Source organism: Virgisporangium aliadipatigenens (assembly GCF_016863615.1).
In the GTDB taxonomy this organism is placed as follows: Bacteria; Actinomycetota; Actinomycetes; order Mycobacteriales; family Micromonosporaceae; genus Virgisporangium; species Virgisporangium aliadipatigenens.
This window is the reverse complement of the sequence record NZ_BOPF01000040.1, coordinates 76,198-95,502: the sequence shown is the minus strand read 5'-3', so window position 1 is coordinate 95,502 and position 19,305 is coordinate 76,198. Positions and strand designations below refer to the sequence as shown.

At 71.6% G+C, this 19,305-nt stretch carries 16 protein-coding genes; 14 read left to right on the top strand and 2 right to left on the bottom strand.

Going from position 1 to position 19,305, the window contains the following annotated elements:
* A partial coding sequence (locus Val02_RS38890; protein WP_203904331.1) for a sensor histidine kinase occupies window positions 1-1,229 on the bottom strand: 1,229 nt, incomplete at its 3' end.
* Between the two features lie 111 nt (window positions 1,230-1,340).
* Between Val02_RS38890 and Val02_RS38885 the strand changes: the two genes are divergently transcribed.
* Together Val02_RS38885 and Val02_RS38880 are read left to right on the top strand one after the other, a co-directional pair.
* Complete coding sequence (locus tag Val02_RS38885; RefSeq protein WP_203904330.1) at window positions 1,341-2,123, top strand: ABC transporter ATP-binding protein; 783 nt, start codon at window positions 1,341-1,343, stop codon at window positions 2,121-2,123.
* On the top strand, window positions 2,120-4,495 hold the full coding sequence (locus tag Val02_RS38880; protein WP_203904329.1) for an ABC transporter permease: 2,376 nt from the start codon (window positions 2,120-2,122) through the stop codon (window positions 4,493-4,495). The genes Val02_RS38885 and Val02_RS38880 overlap by 4 nt, the downstream gene beginning before the upstream one ends.
* Before the next feature lie 73 nt (window positions 4,496-4,568).
* Here the strand turns inward: Val02_RS38880 and Val02_RS38875 are convergent, their stop codons facing one another.
* Window positions 4,569-5,375, bottom strand: coding sequence for a L,D-transpeptidase (locus Val02_RS38875; RefSeq protein WP_239153666.1), 807 nt, complete (start codon window positions 5,373-5,375; stop codon window positions 4,569-4,571).
* A 123-nt stretch (window positions 5,376-5,498) separates the two neighbouring features.
* On the opposite strand from Val02_RS38875, the gene secA2 reads away from it, so the two are divergent.
* From secA2 to Val02_RS38815, 12 genes are all read left to right on the top strand, one after another.
* Complete coding sequence (gene secA2, locus Val02_RS38870) at window positions 5,499-7,793, top strand: accessory Sec system translocase SecA2 (protein ID WP_203904328.1); 2,295 nt, start codon at window positions 5,499-5,501, stop codon at window positions 7,791-7,793.
* 119 nt (window positions 7,794-7,912) lie between these two features.
* A complete protein-coding gene (locus tag Val02_RS38865) occupies window positions 7,913-8,137 on the top strand; it encodes a hypothetical protein (protein WP_203904327.1) in 225 nt (74 codons plus the stop codon).
* Between the two features lie 133 nt (window positions 8,138-8,270).
* Window positions 8,271-8,846: a TerD family protein gene (locus Val02_RS38860; RefSeq protein WP_203904326.1), complete on the top strand. Its 576-nt coding sequence runs from the start codon at window positions 8,271-8,273 to the stop codon at window positions 8,844-8,846.
* Between the two features lie 107 nt (window positions 8,847-8,953).
* A complete protein-coding gene (locus Val02_RS38855; RefSeq protein ID WP_203904325.1) occupies window positions 8,954-11,269 on the top strand; it encodes a putative bifunctional diguanylate cyclase/phosphodiesterase in 2,316 nt (771 codons plus the stop codon).
* The gene (locus Val02_RS38850; RefSeq protein ID WP_203904324.1) at window positions 11,266-12,492 is read left to right on the top strand and encodes an ArgE/DapE family deacylase; all 1,227 of its coding nucleotides are present in this window, start codon (window positions 11,266-11,268) and stop codon (window positions 12,490-12,492) included. The genes Val02_RS38855 and Val02_RS38850 overlap by 4 nt, the downstream gene beginning before the upstream one ends.
* Before the next feature lie 103 nt (window positions 12,493-12,595).
* Window positions 12,596-13,171 carry a hypothetical protein gene (locus Val02_RS38845; protein WP_203904323.1) on the top strand — a complete coding sequence of 192 codons (576 nt, stop codon included), beginning with the start codon at window positions 12,596-12,598 and terminating at the stop codon, window positions 13,169-13,171.
* Between the two features lie 80 nt (window positions 13,172-13,251).
* Window positions 13,252-13,500, top strand: a complete 249-nt coding sequence (locus Val02_RS38840; RefSeq protein WP_203904322.1) for a hypothetical protein — start codon at window positions 13,252-13,254, stop codon at window positions 13,498-13,500.
* A 226-nt stretch (window positions 13,501-13,726) separates the two neighbouring features.
* Window positions 13,727-15,394, top strand: a complete 1,668-nt coding sequence (locus tag Val02_RS38835) for a GspE/PulE family protein (protein ID WP_203904321.1) — start codon at window positions 13,727-13,729, stop codon at window positions 15,392-15,394.
* Between the two features lie 121 nt (window positions 15,395-15,515).
* A complete protein-coding gene (locus Val02_RS38830) occupies window positions 15,516-16,637 on the top strand; it encodes a type IV pilus twitching motility protein PilT (RefSeq protein ID WP_239153665.1) in 1,122 nt (373 codons plus the stop codon).
* A 5-nt stretch (window positions 16,638-16,642) separates the two neighbouring features.
* The gene (locus Val02_RS38825; RefSeq protein ID WP_203904320.1) at window positions 16,643-17,878 is read left to right on the top strand and encodes a type II secretion system F family protein; all 1,236 of its coding nucleotides are present in this window, start codon (window positions 16,643-16,645) and stop codon (window positions 17,876-17,878) included.
* 64 nt (window positions 17,879-17,942) lie between these two features.
* On the top strand, window positions 17,943-18,428 hold the full coding sequence (locus Val02_RS48420; RefSeq protein WP_203904319.1) for a type IV pilin protein: 486 nt from the start codon (window positions 17,943-17,945) through the stop codon (window positions 18,426-18,428).
* An 88-nt stretch (window positions 18,429-18,516) separates the two neighbouring features.
* On the top strand, window positions 18,517-19,305 hold the full coding sequence (locus tag Val02_RS38815) for a prepilin peptidase (protein ID WP_203904318.1): 789 nt from the start codon (window positions 18,517-18,519) through the stop codon (window positions 19,303-19,305).

Below are 19,305 nucleotides of genomic sequence, written 5' to 3'. Positions count from 1 at the left end.
CACGGGATCTCTATCCGCAGCAGGGTGGGGCCGCCGGGCGGGCTCGCCAGGGTGAGCGCGCCGTCGACCGCCGCCACCCGGTCGGCCAGGCCGGTCAGGCCCGAACCCCGCGCCGGGTCGGCGCCGCCGCTGCCGTCGTCGCGCACCTCCACGCGCAACAGCCTGCCATCGCGGCGGGCGTACACGGTCGCCGACCCGGCGCCGCTGTGCTTGGCGACGTTGGCCAGCGCCTCCACCACCGCGAAGTAGGCGGTCACCTCCACGGCCGGCGGGAGGCGTTCGGGGAGGTCGACGTCGAGCGTCACCGGCACCGGCGAACGCCCCGCCACATCGGCGAACGCCGCCGGCAGGCCGCGGTCCGTGAGGATCTTCGGGTGCACGCCGCGGATCAGTTCGCGCAGCTCGGCCAGGGCGAGCTTGGCCAGATCGTGCGCCTCCGCCACCTGGGCCGCCGCCGGGGACTCCGCGGGCAGGTCGAGCCGCGCCAGGCCGAGCTTCATCGTCAACGCCACCAGCCGCTGCTGCGCGCCGTCGTGCAGGTCTCTTTCGATGCGACGCCGTTCGACCTCGAACGCGTCCACGAGACGGGCCCGCGACCGGGTGACCAGGGTGAGTCGCTCGTCCAACTCGTCGTCTCTCGGCGCGAGAATCGCGCGGCTCATCGCGGCCCGGGCGCCCGCCCACGCGGTGACCGGATAGGCGGCCACCGGCACCAGCGCGACCCCGAAGAAGAACCCCGGCACCGCGATCCACATCTCCTCCTGGCCGGCGTAGAACGGCGCCGTCAGGAAGATGAACGGCACGTACAGCGCCAGCCCGACGACCACCCCGTCGATCCACCAGAGCGCCATCGCCGACACCATGACGAAGCCGAACTCCCGCCAGGTGGCCGGCTCGCGCAGGCGGTGCTTCAGCCAGGCCCGCCGTCCGGAGGTAGCCGGCGCCCGGTGCGGGTCCGGCATCGGCGTCAGGTCGACCAGGCGCAGCCGCCACCGCTCGAACCGGGCGATCCAGATGCCGGAGAGCCCGATCGCCAGCAGCACGGCCATCCCGACGACGGTCACGGCCAGGACCAGCCCGGCGAGGATCATCATGACGAGCGTCGCCGACATGACGAGGCCGACCACCGCCCCCGACGACAGGTACGCCAGCGAACGCCACGGCCACGCCGAACGCACGAACCACGAGGGCCGCTGCGCGAGGGCGTCGAGAGCTGTCCGGACCGGCATGTGCGCTGACGCTACCGGCGCGCCGCAGGTCGGACAGTAGTGCTGGATCTACATCCGGTTCTCGTTCCCGCACCAATGTTTTCGATGCCCCGGACCGATTGGCTGGTCGGCATGATTGACGTCAGAGATCACGCCGTCCGACTGACCGGCGTGCGCCGGGTCCACGGCAGCGGTCCGGGTGCGGTGACCGCGCTCGCGGGGGTGACGGTCGCATTCGTCTCCGGAACGTTCACCGCCGTGATGGGGCCCTCCGGCTCCGGCAAGTCCACGCTGCTGCACTGCGCCGCCGGGCTCGACCGGCCGACGAGCGGCACCGTGGCCGTCGGCGGCACCGACCTGGGGCCGCTGTCCGAGAAGGCCCGCACGGTGCTGCGCCGGGAGCGGATCGGCTTCGTGTTCCAGGAGTTCAACCTCATGCCCGCCCTCACCGCCCGGCAGAACATCGAACTGCCGCTGCGGCTCGGCCGCCGCCGCATCGACGACGGGGAGATCCGCGCCGCCCTGGCGGCCGTCGGCCTGGCCGACCGCGCCGACCACCGCCCCAGCGAACTCTCCGGCGGCCAGCAGCAGCGGGTCGCGATCGCGCGGGCGCTGGTGACCCGGCCGGCGGTGCTCTTCGCCGACGAACCCACCGGCGCGCTGGACACCCGCACCTCGCGCGCGGTCCTCGGACTGCTGCGGGAGATCGTCGACCGGCACCGGCAGACCGTGGTGATGGTGACCCACGATCCGGTCGCCGCCGCCCACGCCGACCGCGTGATCTTCCTGGCCGACGGCGAACTGGTCGAGGAACGCGCCGTCGGCCACGGCCACCGCGACCAGGAAGCGGCCGCGATCGCGGCCCGGATGGCCGGCCTCGAGTCGGGCGCCACGATCGCCGGGGGCGTGCGATGAGGCTGGCGATCGCGACGGTGCGGCGGCGCTGGGCCGGCCTCGCCGGGCTCTTCGTCGCGCTGTCGCTCGGCATCGCGCTGCTGTCGGCGGCGTGCACCGTCTACGCCTCCGGCCTGCCCGCCGTCCCGGAACGCTACGCGTCGGCGGACGCGGTGGTGCGGGCGCCGTTCGTGGAGGACGAGAGCGGATATCCGGTGTACCGGCACTGGCGTTTCGAAGAGGCTCGCCACCTCGCGGACAGGCTGGCCGCCGTGCCGGGGGTCACCGATGCGGTGCCGGATCCGCTCTTCTACGCGCAGCCCGTTCTCGGCGGGGTGCCGCAGGATCTCGGCGACGCCGCCACCGAGTACGGGCGGGCCTGGTCCAGTGCCGCGCTCGGCGGGTACCGGCTCGCCTCCGGGACCGCACCGGCGGCCGAGCGCGAGGCCGTCGTCTCCACCGACACCGGCCTCGCGGCGGGTACCCGGGTCAGCGTGCTGACCGCCGCCGGGCCGGTCGAGTGGACCGTGACGGGCACCGTCGAGGCGCCGGGCGTGTACGTCCCCGACGCCGTCGCGGCCCGGCTCGCGGGCGGGGTGCGGGTGATCGGGCTGCGGGTCACCCCCTCCTTCGACGCGTCCGCGGTGGCCGGCCTGGTCGGGGAGGCGGACGTGCTGACCGGCGATCGGCGTTCCCGGTTGGAACCGGAACACGAGGCGCGGCTGCGCTGGATCGGCGCCCAGTTGGTCATCGCGCTCACCGGGCTCGCGGCGTTCACGACGGTGTTCGTGGTGGCGTCGACGTTCGCGCTGAACGTGACGCAGCGGCGGCGCGAGATCGGGCTTCTCCGGGCGGTCGGCGCGACGCCCGGGCAGGTGCGGCGCACGCTCCTCGGGGAGGCGTTCGGGGTGTGGGTGCCGGCCACCGTCACCGGGCTGCTGCTCGGGCTCCCGCTCGCCTACGCGCTCGCCGCCCTGATGCGCGCCGGCGGCATCGAACGCCACGACTTCGCCGTGCGGCTGCTGGCGTGGCCGTTCGGGCTCGCGGCCGGCATCGGTCTGGCCGTGGCGCTGGCGGGCGTCTGGCTCGCGGCGCGCCGGGGCAGCAGGGTGCCGCCGCTCGACGCGTTGCGCGACGCCGCCGTGGACCGCCGGCCGATGACCCGCACCCGCTGGGCCGCCGGGCTGCTGTGCGTGGCGGGCGGGGTGGCGATCGTGCTGTCCGCGGCGGCCCTGCCCGAGGACGAGACGACGACGATCGTCCTGTACTCGGCGATGCTGCTGATCGTCGGCGCGACGCTGCTCGCCCCGGTGCTCGTCGGGCCGGTGGTGCGGGTCGTGACGCGGCCGTTCGTCGGGACCCGCGGGGCGACCGGGCTCCTGGTGCGCGAGGGCACCCGCACGGCCGTGCGGCGGGTCGCCTCGACGGCCGCGCCGGTGCTGGTGACGGTGGGGTTCACGGCCCTGTTCGTCGGGCAGGTCGACATGATCCTCGACGCGTCGGGCCGCGCGAACGCCGCCGACGTGCGCGCCGCCGCGGTCGTCGTGCCGGCCGAGGGGACGCCCGGCCTGTCGGACGCCGCCGTGGCGGCCGCCGGCGGGGGCGCGTCCCTGCTGTCGACGACCGCCGTCGCCACACCCGCGGGTGCGCAGCCGGTCGCGGCCGACGTGGCGGGCGCGGACGCCGCGACGCTCGCCCGGGTCGGCCGCCCGGCCGGACTGGCCGCCGACGAGATCCTCGTGGCCGGCGGCGTCGAGGGCCCCGGCTGGCCGGTCGGCGCGACGGTGGAGTTCTCCTTCCGCGACGGCGCGACGGTGTCGTTGCGGGTGGCGGCGGTGCTCGACGACGCGCCCGCCCCGGTGCTGCTGCGCCGCGACGTCGTGCGGGCACACGACCCCAACGCGCTCACGTCGATCGTCTACGTCCCCGACGCCGGCGCGCGGGCCACGCCGGGCGCGCGGGTGCTGACCCCGCTGGAGTACGGCCGGAGCGTCGACGCGCGCGAGGGCGAACTCGTGCGGATCTTCCTGGCGCTGCTGCTCACCGTCGGCACCGGCTACACCGGCATCGCCATCGCGAACACGCTGCTGATGTCGGCCGCGGGCCGGCGGCGCGAGTACGCCGTGCTGCGCCTGTCCGGTGCCTCCGTCGGGCAGGTGCTGCGGGTGGTGGCCGCCGAGGCGGTGATCGTCGTCGGCATCGGCGGCGCGCTCGGCCTCGCCGTGGCCGCGGCCGCGTTGCAGGGCATGCGCACCGGCATCGCCGAGGAGGTCGGGTTCACTCCCCCGCTGTCGGTGCCGTGGGGTGCCGTCGCTGCCGTCGTCGCGGTGTCGCTGGTGCTCGCAGTGCCGGCGAGCGTGATCCCGGCCTGGCGGGCCGGCCGCGCCGGCTAGGCCTGGCTCGCGGATCACGCCGGCCTGCGGCGGACTCAGACGCCGCGGCTCGACGTGATCCAAGAGCCGGGCCCTAGTCGACCACCATCACCTCGGTGCCGGGGACGATCTCCGCCAGCAGCACGGACTGCGCGGCCGGCGGCATCCGGACGCAGCCGTTGGAGACGTTGCGCCCGAACTCGTTGCGGTACCAGGCGTGGATACCCACGTGCGCACCCGCGAGTTCGGGCCCGACGGCCTCCCGGTCGTCCGGGACGGCGCCGAGCGCCAGCACGTCCAGCCCCGCGTAGACCGACCCGGGCAGCGTCGAGCGCCCCAGCACGAACGTGCGCCCCAACGGCGTCGGCGTCGCGGACGACCCGATCGTCACCGTCCAGGTCTCCTTGGCCTGCCCGTCGCGGTACCAGGTGAGCTGGTGCGCCGAACGCTTCACCACGAGCCGGTCGCGCAACGGCACCTCGGTCCAGCCGCCCGGCGGCACCCAGCCGATCGTGCGGTTGGCGGTCGGCGTCAGCACCGCCACCCAACCCGTCTGGCGGCCCACGACCGGCACCGTCACCGGCACGCCGGAGATGTCGGCGGGCAGGTGCGCGCGCGGCACCCCGCCCGGCGCGTCGTAGAGCACCACGGTCGACCCGGACGCCGGCCGCAACCCGGTCGTCGCCTGAACGTCCGACATCGGCGTCGGGTCGGCCGGCAGCCCCTCCGGTCCGGTCAGGTACGAGATCGTGTGCAGTCCCGCCGGAGCGGCGACGGCGGTCGGGATCGGCTCGGCCGGGGACGCCACCGGCGTCGGCGACGCGACGGACGAATGCGGCGCGGGCGCGGCCCGACGCTTCGGGCTGCCGCAACCGGTGCCGGTCACGGAAAGAGCCAGCACTCCGGCGACGATGGCCACTACACGCGTTGAAGAGGCGAAACGCACTCGACAAGGGTAGATTGCGCGACGCATCCCGGACGGCCGTTCCCAGGATGAGCCGTAGACCGCGTAGCCTGGCGTCCCATGGGCCTGTCGCAGTCGTTGAGGAACAGGGTCCGGCGCTTTCTCCAGCGGCCGGGCACCACGGTCGATCTCGCTCCGCTGGAGAAGTTGCTCCCGGAGATCGAAGCTCGTGGTGAAGAGCTGACCGATCTCAGCGACGCCCAGTTGAAGAAGCTCGCCAAGAAGGCCACGGACTACGTGGAGATCTGCGCGGTCGGCCGGGAGGCGGCCAAGCGCGGCATCGGCGAGACGCCCTATGACGTTCAGCTGCTGGGCACCATGGCCCTCCTCGCGGGCAAGGTGACCGAGATGGCCACCGGTGAGGGCAAGACGCTCACCGCCGCGATCGCCGCGTTCGGGTACGTGCGGCAGGGCAAGGGTCCGGTGCACATCCTCACCGTCAACGACTACCTGGCCCGTCGTGACGCCGGTTGGATGGAGCCGCTGTACAGCCGGGTCGGCCTCACGGTCGGCTGGGTCACCGAGTCCTCCACGCCCGAGGAGCGCAAGGCGGCGTACGCGCGCGACGTGACGTACGTGTCGGTGAGCGAGGCCGGCTTCGACTTCCTGCGCGACCAGCTCGTCACCGACCTCGACGAGCGGGTGCAGCCGAAGCTGACCACGTGCATCGTCGACGAGGCCGACTCGATCCTGATCGACGAGGCGCGCGTGCCGATGGTGCTCGCCGGTGCCGTGCCGGGTGAGCAGGGGTCGACGCACATCCTCGCCGCCGAGGTGGTCAAGGGGCTGCGCAAGGGGCGCCACTACGAGATCGCCGACGACCTGCGCAGCGCGTCGTTCACCCCGGCCGGGCTGGCCGTCGTCGAGAAGAAGCTCGGCAAGATCGACCTGTTCGCCGAGAAGAACTTCGACAAGCTGTCGGCGCTCAACGTGGCCCTGCACGCGCACGCGCTGCTGCGCCGCGACGTCGACTACATCGTGCGCGGCGGCACCGTGGAGCTGATCGACGAGATGCGCGGGCGGGTCGCCCAGCGGCGCCGCTGGCCGGACGGGCTCCAGGCGGCCGTCGAGGCCAAGGAGGGGCTCAACGCCACCGTCGAGGGCGAGGTGCTCAACACGATCACCGTGCAGGCGTTCATCGCGCTGTACGAAACGGTGTGCGGCATGACGGCGACGGCGGTGCTCGTCGGCGAGCAGCTGCGGGAGTTCTTCGACCTCGAGGTCGCGGTGATCCCGCCCAACACGCCGAACATCCGCGAGGACGAGCACGACCGGATCTACCCCAGCCGGGCCGAGAAGGACGAGGCGCTGATCGCCGAGATCAAGGCGGCGCACGACAAGGGTCGTCCGGTGCTCATCGGCACGCTCGACGTGAAGGAGTCCGAGGCGCTCGCGGCCGGTTTGGCGGCGGTGGGCGTTCCCTCGAACGTCCTCAACGCCAAGAACGACGACGAGGAAGCGGCGATCATCGCCGAGGCCGGCGCGCTCGGGGCGGTGACCGTCTCGACCCAGATGGCCGGGCGCGGTGTCGACATCCGCCTCGGCGGCAGCGACGAGAAGGACGCGGAGAAGGTCAAGGAGCTCGGCGGCCTCTACATCATCGGCAGCGGCCGGCACGAGAGCCGCCGGGTCGACAACCAGCTGCGCGGTCGCGCCGGCCGGCAGGGCGACCCCGGCGGCTCGGTCTTCTTCGTGAGCCTGGAGGACGACCTGGTCGTCAAGCACGCCCGCGACTCGATCCCGGCGCTGTCCAAGACCGACTACGAGGGCCGGGTCGTCGACGACCGGGTGGAGTTCGCGGTCGAGCACGCGCAGCGGGTCGCCGAGGGCGTCAACCACGAGATCCACCGCAACACGTGGCGCTACAGCGTCGTGATCGAGCAGCAGCGCAAGGCCATCGCCGAGATCCGCGAACGCCTCCTCACCACGGACGCCGCCGCCGAACTCCTCCTGGACCGCAGCGAGAAGGCGGATCACCTGGAGCGTGAGGTGCTGGAGCGGGCCGGCCGGACCATCGCGGTGTACCACCTCGACCGCGCCTGGGCCGAACATCTGGCCGAGCTGGCCGACGTGCGCGAGGGCGTGCACCTGCGGGCCCTGGGCAAGCTCGACCCGCTTGACGAGTTCCACCGGGCGGCGGTGCCGGCGTTCAACGAACTGGTGCCGACGATCGAGGACCGGATCGTGGAGACGTTCGAGGAGAACGACGTCGACGAGGACTGGGAGCCGGACGACTCGCAGCTCAAGCGGCCGAGTGCGACCTGGACCTACCTGGTGCACGAGAACCCGTTCGGCTCGGAACTCGACCGCCTGATCGCCGCGGTGGGCCGTCGCCTCAGCGGGTCCAGGAGGTAGCCGCTGTCGGTCGGGTAGCCGACCGTCACCTTTTCGCAACCGTTGCGCCACCCCACCGGCACCCGCGGAGGCGTTCTCTGGACAGAGCAAGGAAGTCCGGAGCACGGGGGGATCGGATCATGATCAACGCGATGGACGATCTGGTGATCGAAGCGCTGTTCGTCTCGGACCTGCAGCCGTCCCAGCGGCCTACCGCCGACATCGTTCGGGCGGCCGTCGACCGCATGATCGAGCGCTACGGGAGCGCCGGGTGCGCCGCTGCGGTGGCCGCGGAGTTCGGTGACCACCCGGAGACCGCGGTGCAGCGCATGGGTTGGGTGCGCAGCACGCTGGCGGCCGCCTAACTGCCAATACTTCCAGGGTTGGTGGTGCAGACCGCCGACGGCGGGCGAAGGGTGGAGGCTCCGGCGTAGGCTGGCCGGCATCCGGGGCCCTGCCCGCCGGGGGCCCACGCACCCGACACTGGAGGAAAGTTCTGTGGGAGTCAGCCTGAGCAAGGGCGGCAACGTCAGCCTCACCAAGGCCGCCCCCGGTCTCACCGCGGTCAACGTGGGTCTGGGCTGGGACGTGCGCACCACCACCGGTGCCGATTTCGACCTCGACGCGAGCGCCCTGCTGACCGGCGCCGACGGCAAGGTGCTGTCCGACCAGCACTTCGTGTTCTTCAACAACCTCAAGTCGCCCGACGGCACGGTGGAGCACACCGGTGACAACCTCACCGGTGAGGGCGAGGGCGACGACGAGGTCATCAAGGTGAGCCTGAGCACCGTGGCCGCCGACGTGGAGAAGGTGGTCTTCACCGTCTCCATCCACGACGCCGACGCGCGCGGCCAGTCGTTCGGCCAGGTCACCAACGCCTTCATCCGCGTGGTCAACCAGGCCGACAACGCCGAGCTGGCCCGCTACGACCTCTCCGAGGACTACTCCACGGAGACGGCGCTGATCTTCGGCGAGCTGTACCGCAACTCGGGCGAGTGGAAGTTCCGCGCGGTCGGCCAGGGCTACCAGTCCGGCCTCGCCGGCATCGCCAAGGACTTCGGCGTCAACGTCTGAGTCTCCACGCACGGACGGGGCGGGCCTTCGGGCCCGCCCTTTTCCGGTCTGTGCCGCGGCTAACACCGCGGACCCGCCCGCCGATAGGAACGGCGGGAGGTGTGCACATGACGGGGACGTCGCGGGCCGGGATGCGCCTGCGCCTCGCCGGCATCGCCGTGGCGGGAGTCGTCACCCAGTACGGGCTCAGCGGCATGTCACGCCGGGCGGGGCACGCCTCGCTGGCGGCCGCGCTGTGCGTGCTGGGGGCGTTCGCCGTCGCGGGCTATGTGCGCCGGTCCCGGGCCGCCGGGCAGGACACCCGGACGCGGATCGGGTGGGGGCTGGCGGCGCTGGCCTCCGGTGTCTGGTCGGCCGGCAACGCCACGCTGATGGTCGAGGGGCTGACCGGCGACCCGTGGGCGGACCGTTCCCGCACCACGCCGGGCGAGCTGCTGTGCCTGGCCGCCGTCCTGGTCGTCCCGGTCGCGATGATGGTCGTCGCGCGCTCCAAGGGCGGGTTCGAGGCCCGGTTGCGGCGGTTCGTCGACGTCACGGTGATCTCCGCCGCGCTCTTCTTCATCTCGTGGGAACTGGTATTGCGGCACACCCTCGCCGGTGCCGCGCCCGCGCTGGTGCTGACCTCCCTGGTGGCCCCCGCGCTGGAGATCGTCGCCGGCGCGACGGCGCTCGTCCTGCTGGCCCGCAGCGTGGCGACCGGCGTCAACGCGCTGACACTGCAGGTCTCCTCGATGCTGGTGTACACGGTCGTGACGATCGTGTACGTCGACAACCTCGCCGCCGGCCGCCCGACCTACGCGGCCGGGGTCGGTGGCGGGTACCTGATCGCCACCGCGCTGTCGGCCCTCGCGAGCCGCTACCCGACGCCGCCGGTCGGTTCGATCGAGGCGGAACTGACGTCGGGCGCGTGGGCGCTGCTGCCCTATGTGCCGGTCGCGATGGCGTTCCTGACGGCGGTGTACCTGCATGCGACGCACGGCATCCTCGACACGGTCCAGCTGTGGATCCTGCTGTCGACGGCGGTGCTGGTGCTGTTCCGGCAGTTCCTCAATGTGCGCACCAATGTGGGTCTGCTGCACGACCTGACGGTGCAGCGGGCCCGGCTGGCTCACCAGGCGCAGCACGACGTGCTGACCGGGCTGGCCAACCGGGCCCGGTTCACGGCCCTGGCCGCGCAGGCGCTGCACCGCGCCGAACGCACCACCGGAGTGGCGGTGGTGCTGATCGACCTGGACGGGTTCAAGGGCGTCAACGACACGCTCGGCCACGCGGCCGGCGACGAACTTCTCAAGGCGACGGCGGAACGCCTCCTGCGCGGCGTGCGGGAGGGCGACACCGTGGCCCGGCTCGGCGGCGACGAGTTCGTGCTGCTGCTGCCGGAGGTGCTCGACCGCGACGAGGCGCTGACGGTGGCCCGCCGCGTGCTGTCCGAACTGTCGGCGCCGCTCATGCTCGCCGGCGCGGTGCTGCCGATCCGGGGCAGCGCCGGGGTGGCCGTGCGCCTGCTGCCGGGCGGGCAGTTGGATCAGCTGCTCCGCGAGGCCGACATCGCGCTGTACCAGGCCAAGGGCGAGGGCCGCAACACCGTGCGCTGCTACGACCCGGCCGATCCGGACGCGGCCACGGACCGGGTGTCGCTGACGGCCGACCTGCGCCTGGCGCTGCACCGCGACGAGTTCGAGGTGTACTACCAGCCGATCGTCGAACTGGCCACGGGGCTGACGGTCGGCTGCGAGGCGCTGGTGCGCTGGCGGCATCCGACCCGCGGGGTGCTGGCGCCGGGGGCGTTCCTGGATCTGGCCGAGCAGTTGGGGCTGGTGGCGGATCTCGGCAACTGGGTGCTGCGCGACGCGTGCCGCCAGGGCGCGCTGTGGCAGGCCGAGCGCCCGGGCCTGGAACTGAGCGTGAACCTCTCCGCGAGCCAGCTCAACGAGCCCGATCTGGTGGAGCAGGTGCGCGCGGTGCTGGTGGCGACCGGCCTGAATCCGGCGGTGCTGACGCTGGAGCTGACCGAGGCGGTGCTGCTGACCGACGTCTCGAACGCCGCGAAGATGCTGAACGCCTTGAAGGGGCTGGGGGTGCGGATCGCGTTGGACGACTTCGGGACGGGCTACTCGTCGCTGAGTCACCTGAAGCGGCTGCCGGTCGACACACTGAAGATCGACAAGTCGTTCGTGGATCCGATCGGGGAGCACTCGCCCGACAGCGAGAACGGCGAACGGGTCGCGCAGGCGGTGCTGCAGATCGCGCGGACGTTCGGCTTCAACGTGGTGGCCGAGGGCATCGAGGACGCGTCGCAGGCGGAACGGCTGCGCCAGTTGGAGTGTCCGCAGGCGCAGGGCTACCACTTCGACCGCCCGTTGGCGGCGGCCGGCCTGACCAAGCGTCTCCAGCAGGAAAAGGCGCTAGCGTCCGCGAGATGAACAGCCCTCTCGATCTCCTGCACGCGGCCCGCGACGAGGCCGTGGCCGCGCTGCGTGAGCTGATCCGCATCCCGAGTGTGAGCGGCACCGCCGCCGAGTCCGAGGCCGTCGCGTGGGTGGCCGACCTGCTGCGCCGCGAGGGGGTGGAGGTCGACCACTGGCGGCTGCCCCTGGCGGAGCTCACCGCCCGCGCGGACTTCCCCGGCGCCGAGGTCGAACGCACGCAGGCGTGGGGCGTCGTCGCCCGGCTGCCCGGTGCCGGTGGCCGTTCCCTGATGCTGAACGGCCACCTCGACGTGGTGCCGCCCGGCGATCGGGAGGCGTGGCACGAGGATCCGTTCTCCGGGCTGGTCGACGGGGAGCACGTGTTCGGCCGGGGCGCGTGTGACATGAAGGGCGGGGTGATCTCCGCGCTCTTCGCCTTCCTGGCGGTGCACCGCTCCGGCGTGACGCCGCCGGGCGACGTGCTCTTCGCGGGCGTCGTCGGCGAGGAGGACGGTGGGCTGGGGACGTTCGCGACGCTGGCGCGCGGGTGGAGCGCGGACGCGTGTGTGATCACCGAGCCGACGGGGCTGGACGTGGTGCCGGCCAACGGGGGCGCGTTGACGTTCCGGCTGAGGGTCCCGGGACTGGCCGCGCACGCCGCCGATCGCACGTCGGGGGTGAGCGCCGTGGAGAAGTTCCACAAGATCTTTGCTGCCCTGCGGGAACTGGAGGCGGCGCGCACCGCGGACGTGGACCCGCTGATGCGCCGGCATCCCGTGGCGTACCCGCTGGAGGTCGGCTCGGTCCGGGCGGGCGACTGGTCGTCGACGGTGCCGGATCTGCTCGTCGCCGAGGGACGCTTCGGCGTCGCGCTGGACGAACCGGTGCCCGCGGCGCGCGCGGCGTTCGAGGCGGCGGTGGCGGACGCGTGTGCGGCCGACCCGTGGCTGGCGGCGCATCCGGTGACGGTGGAGTGGTGGGGCGGCCAGTTCGCGTCGGGGCGCTGCCCGGCGGCGAGCGACCTGGTACCGCGCGTGCTCGCGGCGCACGGGAGCCCGACGCCCGCGGTCTACGGCGCCACGTACGGCTCCGACCTGCGCCTGCTGGCCGGCGCCGGGGTCCCGACGGTCCAGTACGGCCCCGGCCAGGTCCGGTGGGCCCACGCGCCGGACGAGCGGGTCCCCGTGGCGGAGGTGCTGCGCTGCGCCGAGACCCTGGTCCGTTTGGCCCTGAGCTGAACCCGCCGATCTTGCAGTTGTGGCTGCGACAAACCACCCTTGCGGGGGCAACTCGGGCACCACAACTGCAAGATCGCCGCACCGAGAGAGCTAGCGTGGGTCCGTGGACATCGGGGTGGGGTTCGGCGGGAAGCAGGCGTGGCTCGCAGTGCGCGGGGTGCCCCCGGAGAAGGTCATCGCGGCGTTGGCGCTGCGGGAGTTGGGGACGGCGGGCTGGCGCGCGGGGATCGACCTCGCCCACCTGACCGACGACCGGGTGGCCGTCACGCCGCCGCTTCCGGGCGCCGGCGGGAGCGAGTGGACCCTGGTGGCCGGCCGCTGGCTGCTGCGCGCCGACGCGAAGGTCGACGTGCCGGCGCTCTCCGCGACGCTCGGCACCGAGGTGCAGTTCTTCGCGACCAACCGGGTCGAGGAGCTGCACCGCTGGGAACGCGCGGTCGACGGCGTGCCGGTGCGGCGGTTCGGGTTCCTCGGTGCCGACGGGACGGTCGTCGCCTGGTGGGGCCAGCCGGACGAGGTCGAACGCGCCGTCGGGGTGCCGGCCGAGGCGCCGGACGACGAGGACGGGCTGCTCGTGGGCGAGTCCGATGTGTTGCGAATCGCCGGAGCCTGGAGCGTTGATCCGTCCGCATTGGAGGGGAAAACGGTGCCCGGACCCCTGTGGATCGCCGCCGTTTGAGCCCGGGTGATCACGTTCGGCAAAAGTTGGCATTAACCAACCGTTAAGAAAGCAGCGGAAGACTGCATACGATCCGGAACATGAGTGCCCCTCCCCCGGCACACGACCTCGCACACGAGCGCGGCTACGCGGCCGCGCGCGAGGAACTGGCCGACGCGATGAACGCATGGCACCAGGCAGCAGCGGCGCTCGACCGGCACGGCGCACCGCCGCTGTCGGAGGGTCCGGACCCGCTCCTCGTGGCCGACCGGGCCACCTGGGCCTGGGTGCACCTTCTGGCGCTCCAGCGGGGCGCCCCCGTCCCGGGACACGATCCCGCCACTGCCTGAGACTCGTCCGACACACGCCCCGCCGAAACCCGGCGGGGCGTTTCTCATTGCACGCGCCCGTGCACACACTCGACGCCTGGGCACGGCGCGACAAGGGAGCCCGCCGCAGCCCGGCCATCCCTTGTCATACCGGGCCTAGGGGCAGCAAGTCCCTCAGGTGGCGCGATTTCCGGCCGATGAGTTGACCGGACACGACCCGGTGCCCGCGCGGTGTGACTGAGGAGCCATGTACCAGAGACACGGAGCGATGCTCGACGCCCTGAAGAAGTTGGGTGTCGATCCAGAGGCGCTGGACAAGGCCGCCGACGAGGCATTGCGCACGGGCCGCTCCGTCCGGGCCGTCCTGATCAACGACCGGGTGGTCACCGAGGACCAGCTGACCCAGGCGTCGGCCGAGTCCACCGGCATCCCCTTCGTCGACCTGGTCGGCTATCCGATCGAACCGCAGGCGGTACAGAAGATCCCGATGGCGATGGTGCTGCGGCACCGGGTCCTCGGGCTCTCGCTCACCGACGACGAGATCGTCGTGGGTATCACCGACCCGGACGACATCCTGGCGCTGGACGACGTGCGCGCCGCGACCGGCCTGTTCGTGCGGCCGGTCGTGGTGGCCCGCACCGAGCTGCGCAAGATCATCGACCGCCTGAAGCGCGAGGTGAACGACCTCGGCGACGTGGCCGAGACCGAGGCCACCGAGACGGTGGTGGTCAACGACCTCGCCGCCAACGACGAGGACGCGCCGGTCGTGCGCTACGTCAACTCGCTGCTGGAACAGGCCATCCAGAACCGCGTCTCCGACCTGCACCTGGAGCCGGGCGAACACGAGATGCGGGTCCGCTACCGGATCGACGGCGTGCTGCACGAGATCGACACGGTGCCGAAGAACGTCCAGTCCGCGCTCATCTCCCGCCTGAAGATCATGTCGAACGTCGACATCACCGAGCGCCGCGTGCCGCAGAACGGCCGCATCACCGTGCAGCTCGGCAACCGCGCGGTCGACCTGCGGACCGCCACGATGCCGACGGTCTGGGGCGAGAAGGTCGTCCTGCGGGTGCTCGACACCGGCGGCATGGACCTGGACCTGAAGACGCTCGGCTTCACCGACACCAACTACGAGCGGTTCTCGAAGTCGTTCGTGAAGCCGCACGGGATGCTCCTCGTGACGGGGCCGACCGGATCGGGCAAGTCGACCACGCTCTACGCCACCCTCGCGAAGATCAACAAGCCCACGGTCAACATCATCACCGTCGAGGACCCGGTCGAGTTCCGGCTGCCCGGCATCAACCAGGTGCAGGTCGACCACAAGGCCGGCATGACGTTCGCGGCGGTGCTGCCGGCCATCCTGCGGTCCGACCCGGACGTCGTGCTGATCGGCGAAATCCGGGACCGGGTGACCGCCCAGCTCGCCGTGGAGGCCTCCCTCACCGGCCACCTCGTGCTCTCCACCCTGCACACGAACGACGCACCCGGTGCCATCACCCGGTTGACCGAGATGGGCATCGAGCCGTTCCTGGTCGGCTCCTCCGTGGACTGCGTGCTGGCCCAGCGGCTGGCCCGCCGGCTCTGCGACTGGTGCAAGTCGGAGCGCGAGCCGACCGAGGCGGAGCTGGAGGGCTGCCGCTGGCCCTACGACCTGATCGGCGCGCCCGGGCTGCTGCACGTGCCGGTCGGCTGCCGTTCGTGCTCGAACACGGGCTACCGCGGCCGGATCGCGCTGCACGAGGTGATGCCGATGTCGGCCGAGATCGAGCACCTGACCATCAAGCACGCCTCGTCCAACGAGATCGGCCGCGTCGCCGCCGAACAGGGCATGCACTCGCTGCGGGTGGACGGGCTGCTGAAGGCCCAGGAGGGCCACACCTCGGTGGCAGAGGTGATGCGAGTTGCGGTGTAGGACGCGTGGGTTGAGCCGGCGCATACCTGTTCCTGTGACGAGGCATACACCGCCTTCCTAAACCGCCCGCCCGGACGGTCGAAATTCCCCATGTACGAGCCGAACGACGAGGAGAACGACGGTGGAGGCACTTCAGATCGCCGACCGCCCCGTGGGGCAGGACGAACGCGCCGAAGCGCGTGCCTCGCTCGACGCGATGCTCGTTTCCATGGTCAACCTCAAGGGGTCCGACCTCCACCTGACCGTCGGTGCGCCGCCGACCGTTCGCGTGCACGGCGGGATGCAGTACCTGCCGGACTACCCGCGCCTCGAGCCGCACGACACGGCGATCCTGATGCGCGCCGCCGCCAGCGAGTCCCAGTGGGCCACCTTCACCAACTCCCGCGAACTCGACTTCGCGTACAGCATCGAGCGGGTCTCCCGGTTCCGCGTGAACGTCTACCTCCAGCGCGGCTCCGTCGGCGCGGTGTTCCGGTCGATCCCGCACCGGATCAAGCCGCTCGACGAACTGGGCGTGCCCGAGCAGGTCGCCCGCTTCGCGCACCTCCCGCGCGGACTGGTGCTGGTGACCGGCCCCACCGGTTCCGGCAAGACCACCACGCTGGCGTCGATCCTCGACCTGGCCAACCGGACCCGCCCGGACCACATCGTCACCATCGAGGACCCGATCGAGTTCCTGCACCAGCACAAGCGGTGCCTGATCAACCAGCGCGAGGTCGGTGCCGACACCGAGACCTTCGCGACGGCGCTCAAGCACGCGCTGCGGCAGGACCCGGACATCATCCTCGTCGGTGAGCTCCGCGACCTGGAGACGACGTCGACGGCGTTGACCGCCGCCGAGACCGGTCACCTGGTGCTGGCGACCCTGCACACGCAGAGCGCCACGCAGACCGTCGACCGCGTCGTCGACATCTACCCGCCGCACCAGCAGCAGCAGATCCGTTCGCAGCTGTCGATGGCGCTGCAGGGCGTGCTGACGCAGGCGCTGTGCCCCACGGCCGACGGCAAGGGCCGGACCGTCATCACCGAGATCATGATGGCGACGCCGGCCATCCGGAACCTCATCCGCGAGGGCAAGAGCCACCAGATCCCGTCGTTCATGCAGTCCGGCGGCGGCGAGGGCATGCTCTCGTTCGACCAGCACCTCGCGGAGAAGATCCGCGCCGGCATCATCAAGATGGAGAACGCCCTCGAGCTGTGCCACTCCCCCGAGGAGCTCAAGCGCCTGGCCGGTAGGGGCTGATCGCGATGGCGCTCACGAAGACGTTCGAGTACAAGGCGCTCGGGGCCGACGGCAAGCAGGCCAAGGGGAAGATCGAGGCGGCGAACGAGACCGCCGCGGCGCAGCTGCTGCGCCAGCAGGGCCAGGTGCCGCTGAAGATCTCCGAGGCGGGCGGCGGCCTGTCCAAGGAACTGACGATCCCGGGCATCGGCGGTCGGGTCAAGCTCAAGGACCTGGCGGTGTTCTCCCGCCAGTTCGCGACGATGACGTCGTCCGGCATGTCCCTGCTGCGCTCGCTCGCGGTGCTGGAGGATCAGGCCACCAAGCCGGCGATGCGCAAGGCGCTCAACGAGGTGCGCCTGGACATCGAGGGCGGCATGGCCCTGTCGGCGGCGTTCGCCCGGCAGGAGAAGATCTTCCCGCTGCTGATGATCGCCATGGTGCGCGCCGGCGAGACCGGCGGTTTCCTGGACGGCGCACTGGAGCGCATCGCGTTCAACTTCGAGAAGGACGCCGTTCTCCGGGGCAAGATCAAGAGTGCGATGACCTACCCGGTGATCGTGCTCGGCTTCACCGGCATCCTGATCTCCGGCGTGCTGAAGTTCATCGTCCCGATCTTCGAGGGCATGTTCAAGCAGCTCGGCGGCAAGCTCCCGCTGCCCACGCAGCTGATCGTGGACGCCAGCCACAGCCTCGTCTGGTCGCTGCCGCTGGCCGTGGTCGTCGGCGTCGTCGGCACGATCCTCTTCCGCAAGGGGCTCAAGGCGAAGCCGGGCCTGCGGTTGTGGTTCGACCGCATGAAGCTCAAGGTGCCGGTCTTCGGGCCGCTGTTCACGAAGATCGCGATCAGCCGGTTCTCCCGCAACCTCGGCACGCTCCTCGGCGTCGGCGTCCCGGTCATGCAGGCGCTGGAGGTGGTCGGCGCCACCACCGGCAACGCCGTCATCGGCAACGCCATGGCCGACCTCGCGCAGTCCGTGCGCGACGGCCAGGCGATGTCGGCGCCGATGAGCAAGCACGCCGTCTTCCCGCGCATGGTGACCCAGATGATCGAGGTCGGCGAGGAAAGCGGCCAGATCAGTCAGATGCTGGACAAGGTGGCCGACTTCTACGACCGGGAGGTCGACAGCGCCGCCGAGTCTCTCACCGCGGCCATCGAACCGATCATGGTGCTGCTCATGGGCGGTGTGGTCGGCGGCATGGTCATCACGCTCTACCTGCCGATGTTCGACATCTTCCAGAACATCCAGGGCGCCGACTGAGGCTCCCCCTGGTTGGTACACCCCCTAGTCCCACCCCAAAGAAATCGAGTCACAGGAGGCTCCAATGCAGGTCACGCTTCGTCGGTTGCGCAAGAAGCTCGCCCAGGAGGAGAAGGGCTTCACGCTGATCGAGCTCCTGGTGGTCGTCGTGATCATCGGCGTGCTCGTCGCGATCGCCATCCCGACGTACCTGAACTACACCAAGGGCGCCAAGAACAAGTCCGCTCAGTCGGACGTGCGCGGTGCGGTGAGTGCCGTCGAGCAGTACTACACGGAGAACAACAACACGTACCCGCCGAACGCCGACAACAACGGCAACGCCGGCACCAACCTGTCGCTGACCGACGGCAACGCCGGCACGGCCGCGCAGACGGTGACCGTCTCCGACGGGAACACGCTGTTCTACCGCCGGATGAGCAACACCCACTACAACGTCTGCGCGCAGAACGCCGACGGCCAGGCGATCTACTACTACAACAGCGCCAAGGGCGGCTCGGTGAAGAAGTGGACCGGCAACATGGCCGACTGCTACGGCCAGGCGGCCACCTGATCGGAACCCTCGGGGGGTGGCGGCTATCCGGCTCGTATGGCCGCCACCCACCGAAGGGGCCCGCAGACACGATCGAAGGGAAGAACCAATGGCATCCGCACTCGTCATCCTCACCGGGGTGCTCGGGCTCGCCATCGGCTCGTTCCTGAACGTCGTGATCCACCGGGTGCCCCGCGCCGAGTCGCTGCTGCGGCCCGGCTCGCACTGCCCCCGCTGCGACACGCCGATCAAGGCGTGGCACAACGTTCCGGTGCTCGGCTGGCTGGTCCTGCGCGGCCGCTGCGCCGCCTGCGCGGAACCGATCAGCGCCCGCTACCCGCTCGTGGAGGCGGCCACCGCCCTGCTGTTCATGGCGGTGACGGCCCGCTTCGGGTTCAGCTGGGAGCTGCCGGCCTACCTGTACCTCTCGGCCATCGCGATCGCCCTGGCGATGATCGACATCGACGTGCGGCGGCTGCCGAACGCGATCGTCCTCCCCTCGTACCTGGTCGGCGCCGCGCTCCTGGCCCCGGCCGTGATCGTCACCGGCGACCTGTGGGCCGCGGCCCGCGGACTGCTCGCCATGGCCGTGCTGTGGAGCTTCTATCTGCTCCTCGGCCTGCTGTACCCGGGCGGCATGGGCTTCGGTGACGTGAAGCTCGCCGGCCTGCTCGGCCTCTTCCTCGGCTTTCTCGGCTGGGGGCCGGTTCTCGTCGGTGCCTTCGCCGGGTTCCTCCTCGGCGGGCTCGCCGGCGGACTGATGCTCGCCACCCGGCGCGCGAACCGCCGCACCGCCATCCCGTTCGGCCCCTACATGCTCGCCGGCGCCCTCGTCGCCGTCTTCGCCGCCGCACCCGTGGCGCAGTGGTACACCGCCCTGCTGACCCCCACCCTTTAG

Coding starts and splice junctions, on each gene's coding strand:
- Val02_RS38885 (WP_203904330.1), top strand. CDS start 1,341: ATGATTGACGTCAGAGATCACGCCGTCCGACTGACCGGCGTGCGCCGG.
- Val02_RS38880 (WP_203904329.1), top strand. CDS start 2,120: ATGAGGCTGGCGATCGCGACGGTGCGGCGGCGCTGGGCCGGCCTCGCC.
- secA2 (WP_203904328.1), top strand. CDS start 5,499: ATGGGCCTGTCGCAGTCGTTGAGGAACAGGGTCCGGCGCTTTCTCCAG.
- Val02_RS38865 (WP_203904327.1), top strand. CDS start 7,913: ATGATCAACGCGATGGACGATCTGGTGATCGAAGCGCTGTTCGTCTCG.
- Val02_RS38855 (WP_203904325.1), top strand. CDS start 8,954: ATGACGGGGACGTCGCGGGCCGGGATGCGCCTGCGCCTCGCCGGCATC.
- Val02_RS38850 (WP_203904324.1), top strand. CDS start 11,266: ATGAACAGCCCTCTCGATCTCCTGCACGCGGCCCGCGACGAGGCCGTG.
- Val02_RS38840 (WP_203904322.1), top strand. CDS start 13,252: ATGAGTGCCCCTCCCCCGGCACACGACCTCGCACACGAGCGCGGCTAC.
- Val02_RS38835 (WP_203904321.1), top strand. CDS start 13,727: ATGTACCAGAGACACGGAGCGATGCTCGACGCCCTGAAGAAGTTGGGT.
- Val02_RS38825 (WP_203904320.1), top strand. CDS start 16,643: ATGGCGCTCACGAAGACGTTCGAGTACAAGGCGCTCGGGGCCGACGGC.
- Val02_RS48420 (WP_203904319.1), top strand. CDS start 17,943: ATGCAGGTCACGCTTCGTCGGTTGCGCAAGAAGCTCGCCCAGGAGGAG.
- Val02_RS38815 (WP_203904318.1), top strand. CDS start 18,517: ATGGCATCCGCACTCGTCATCCTCACCGGGGTGCTCGGGCTCGCCATC.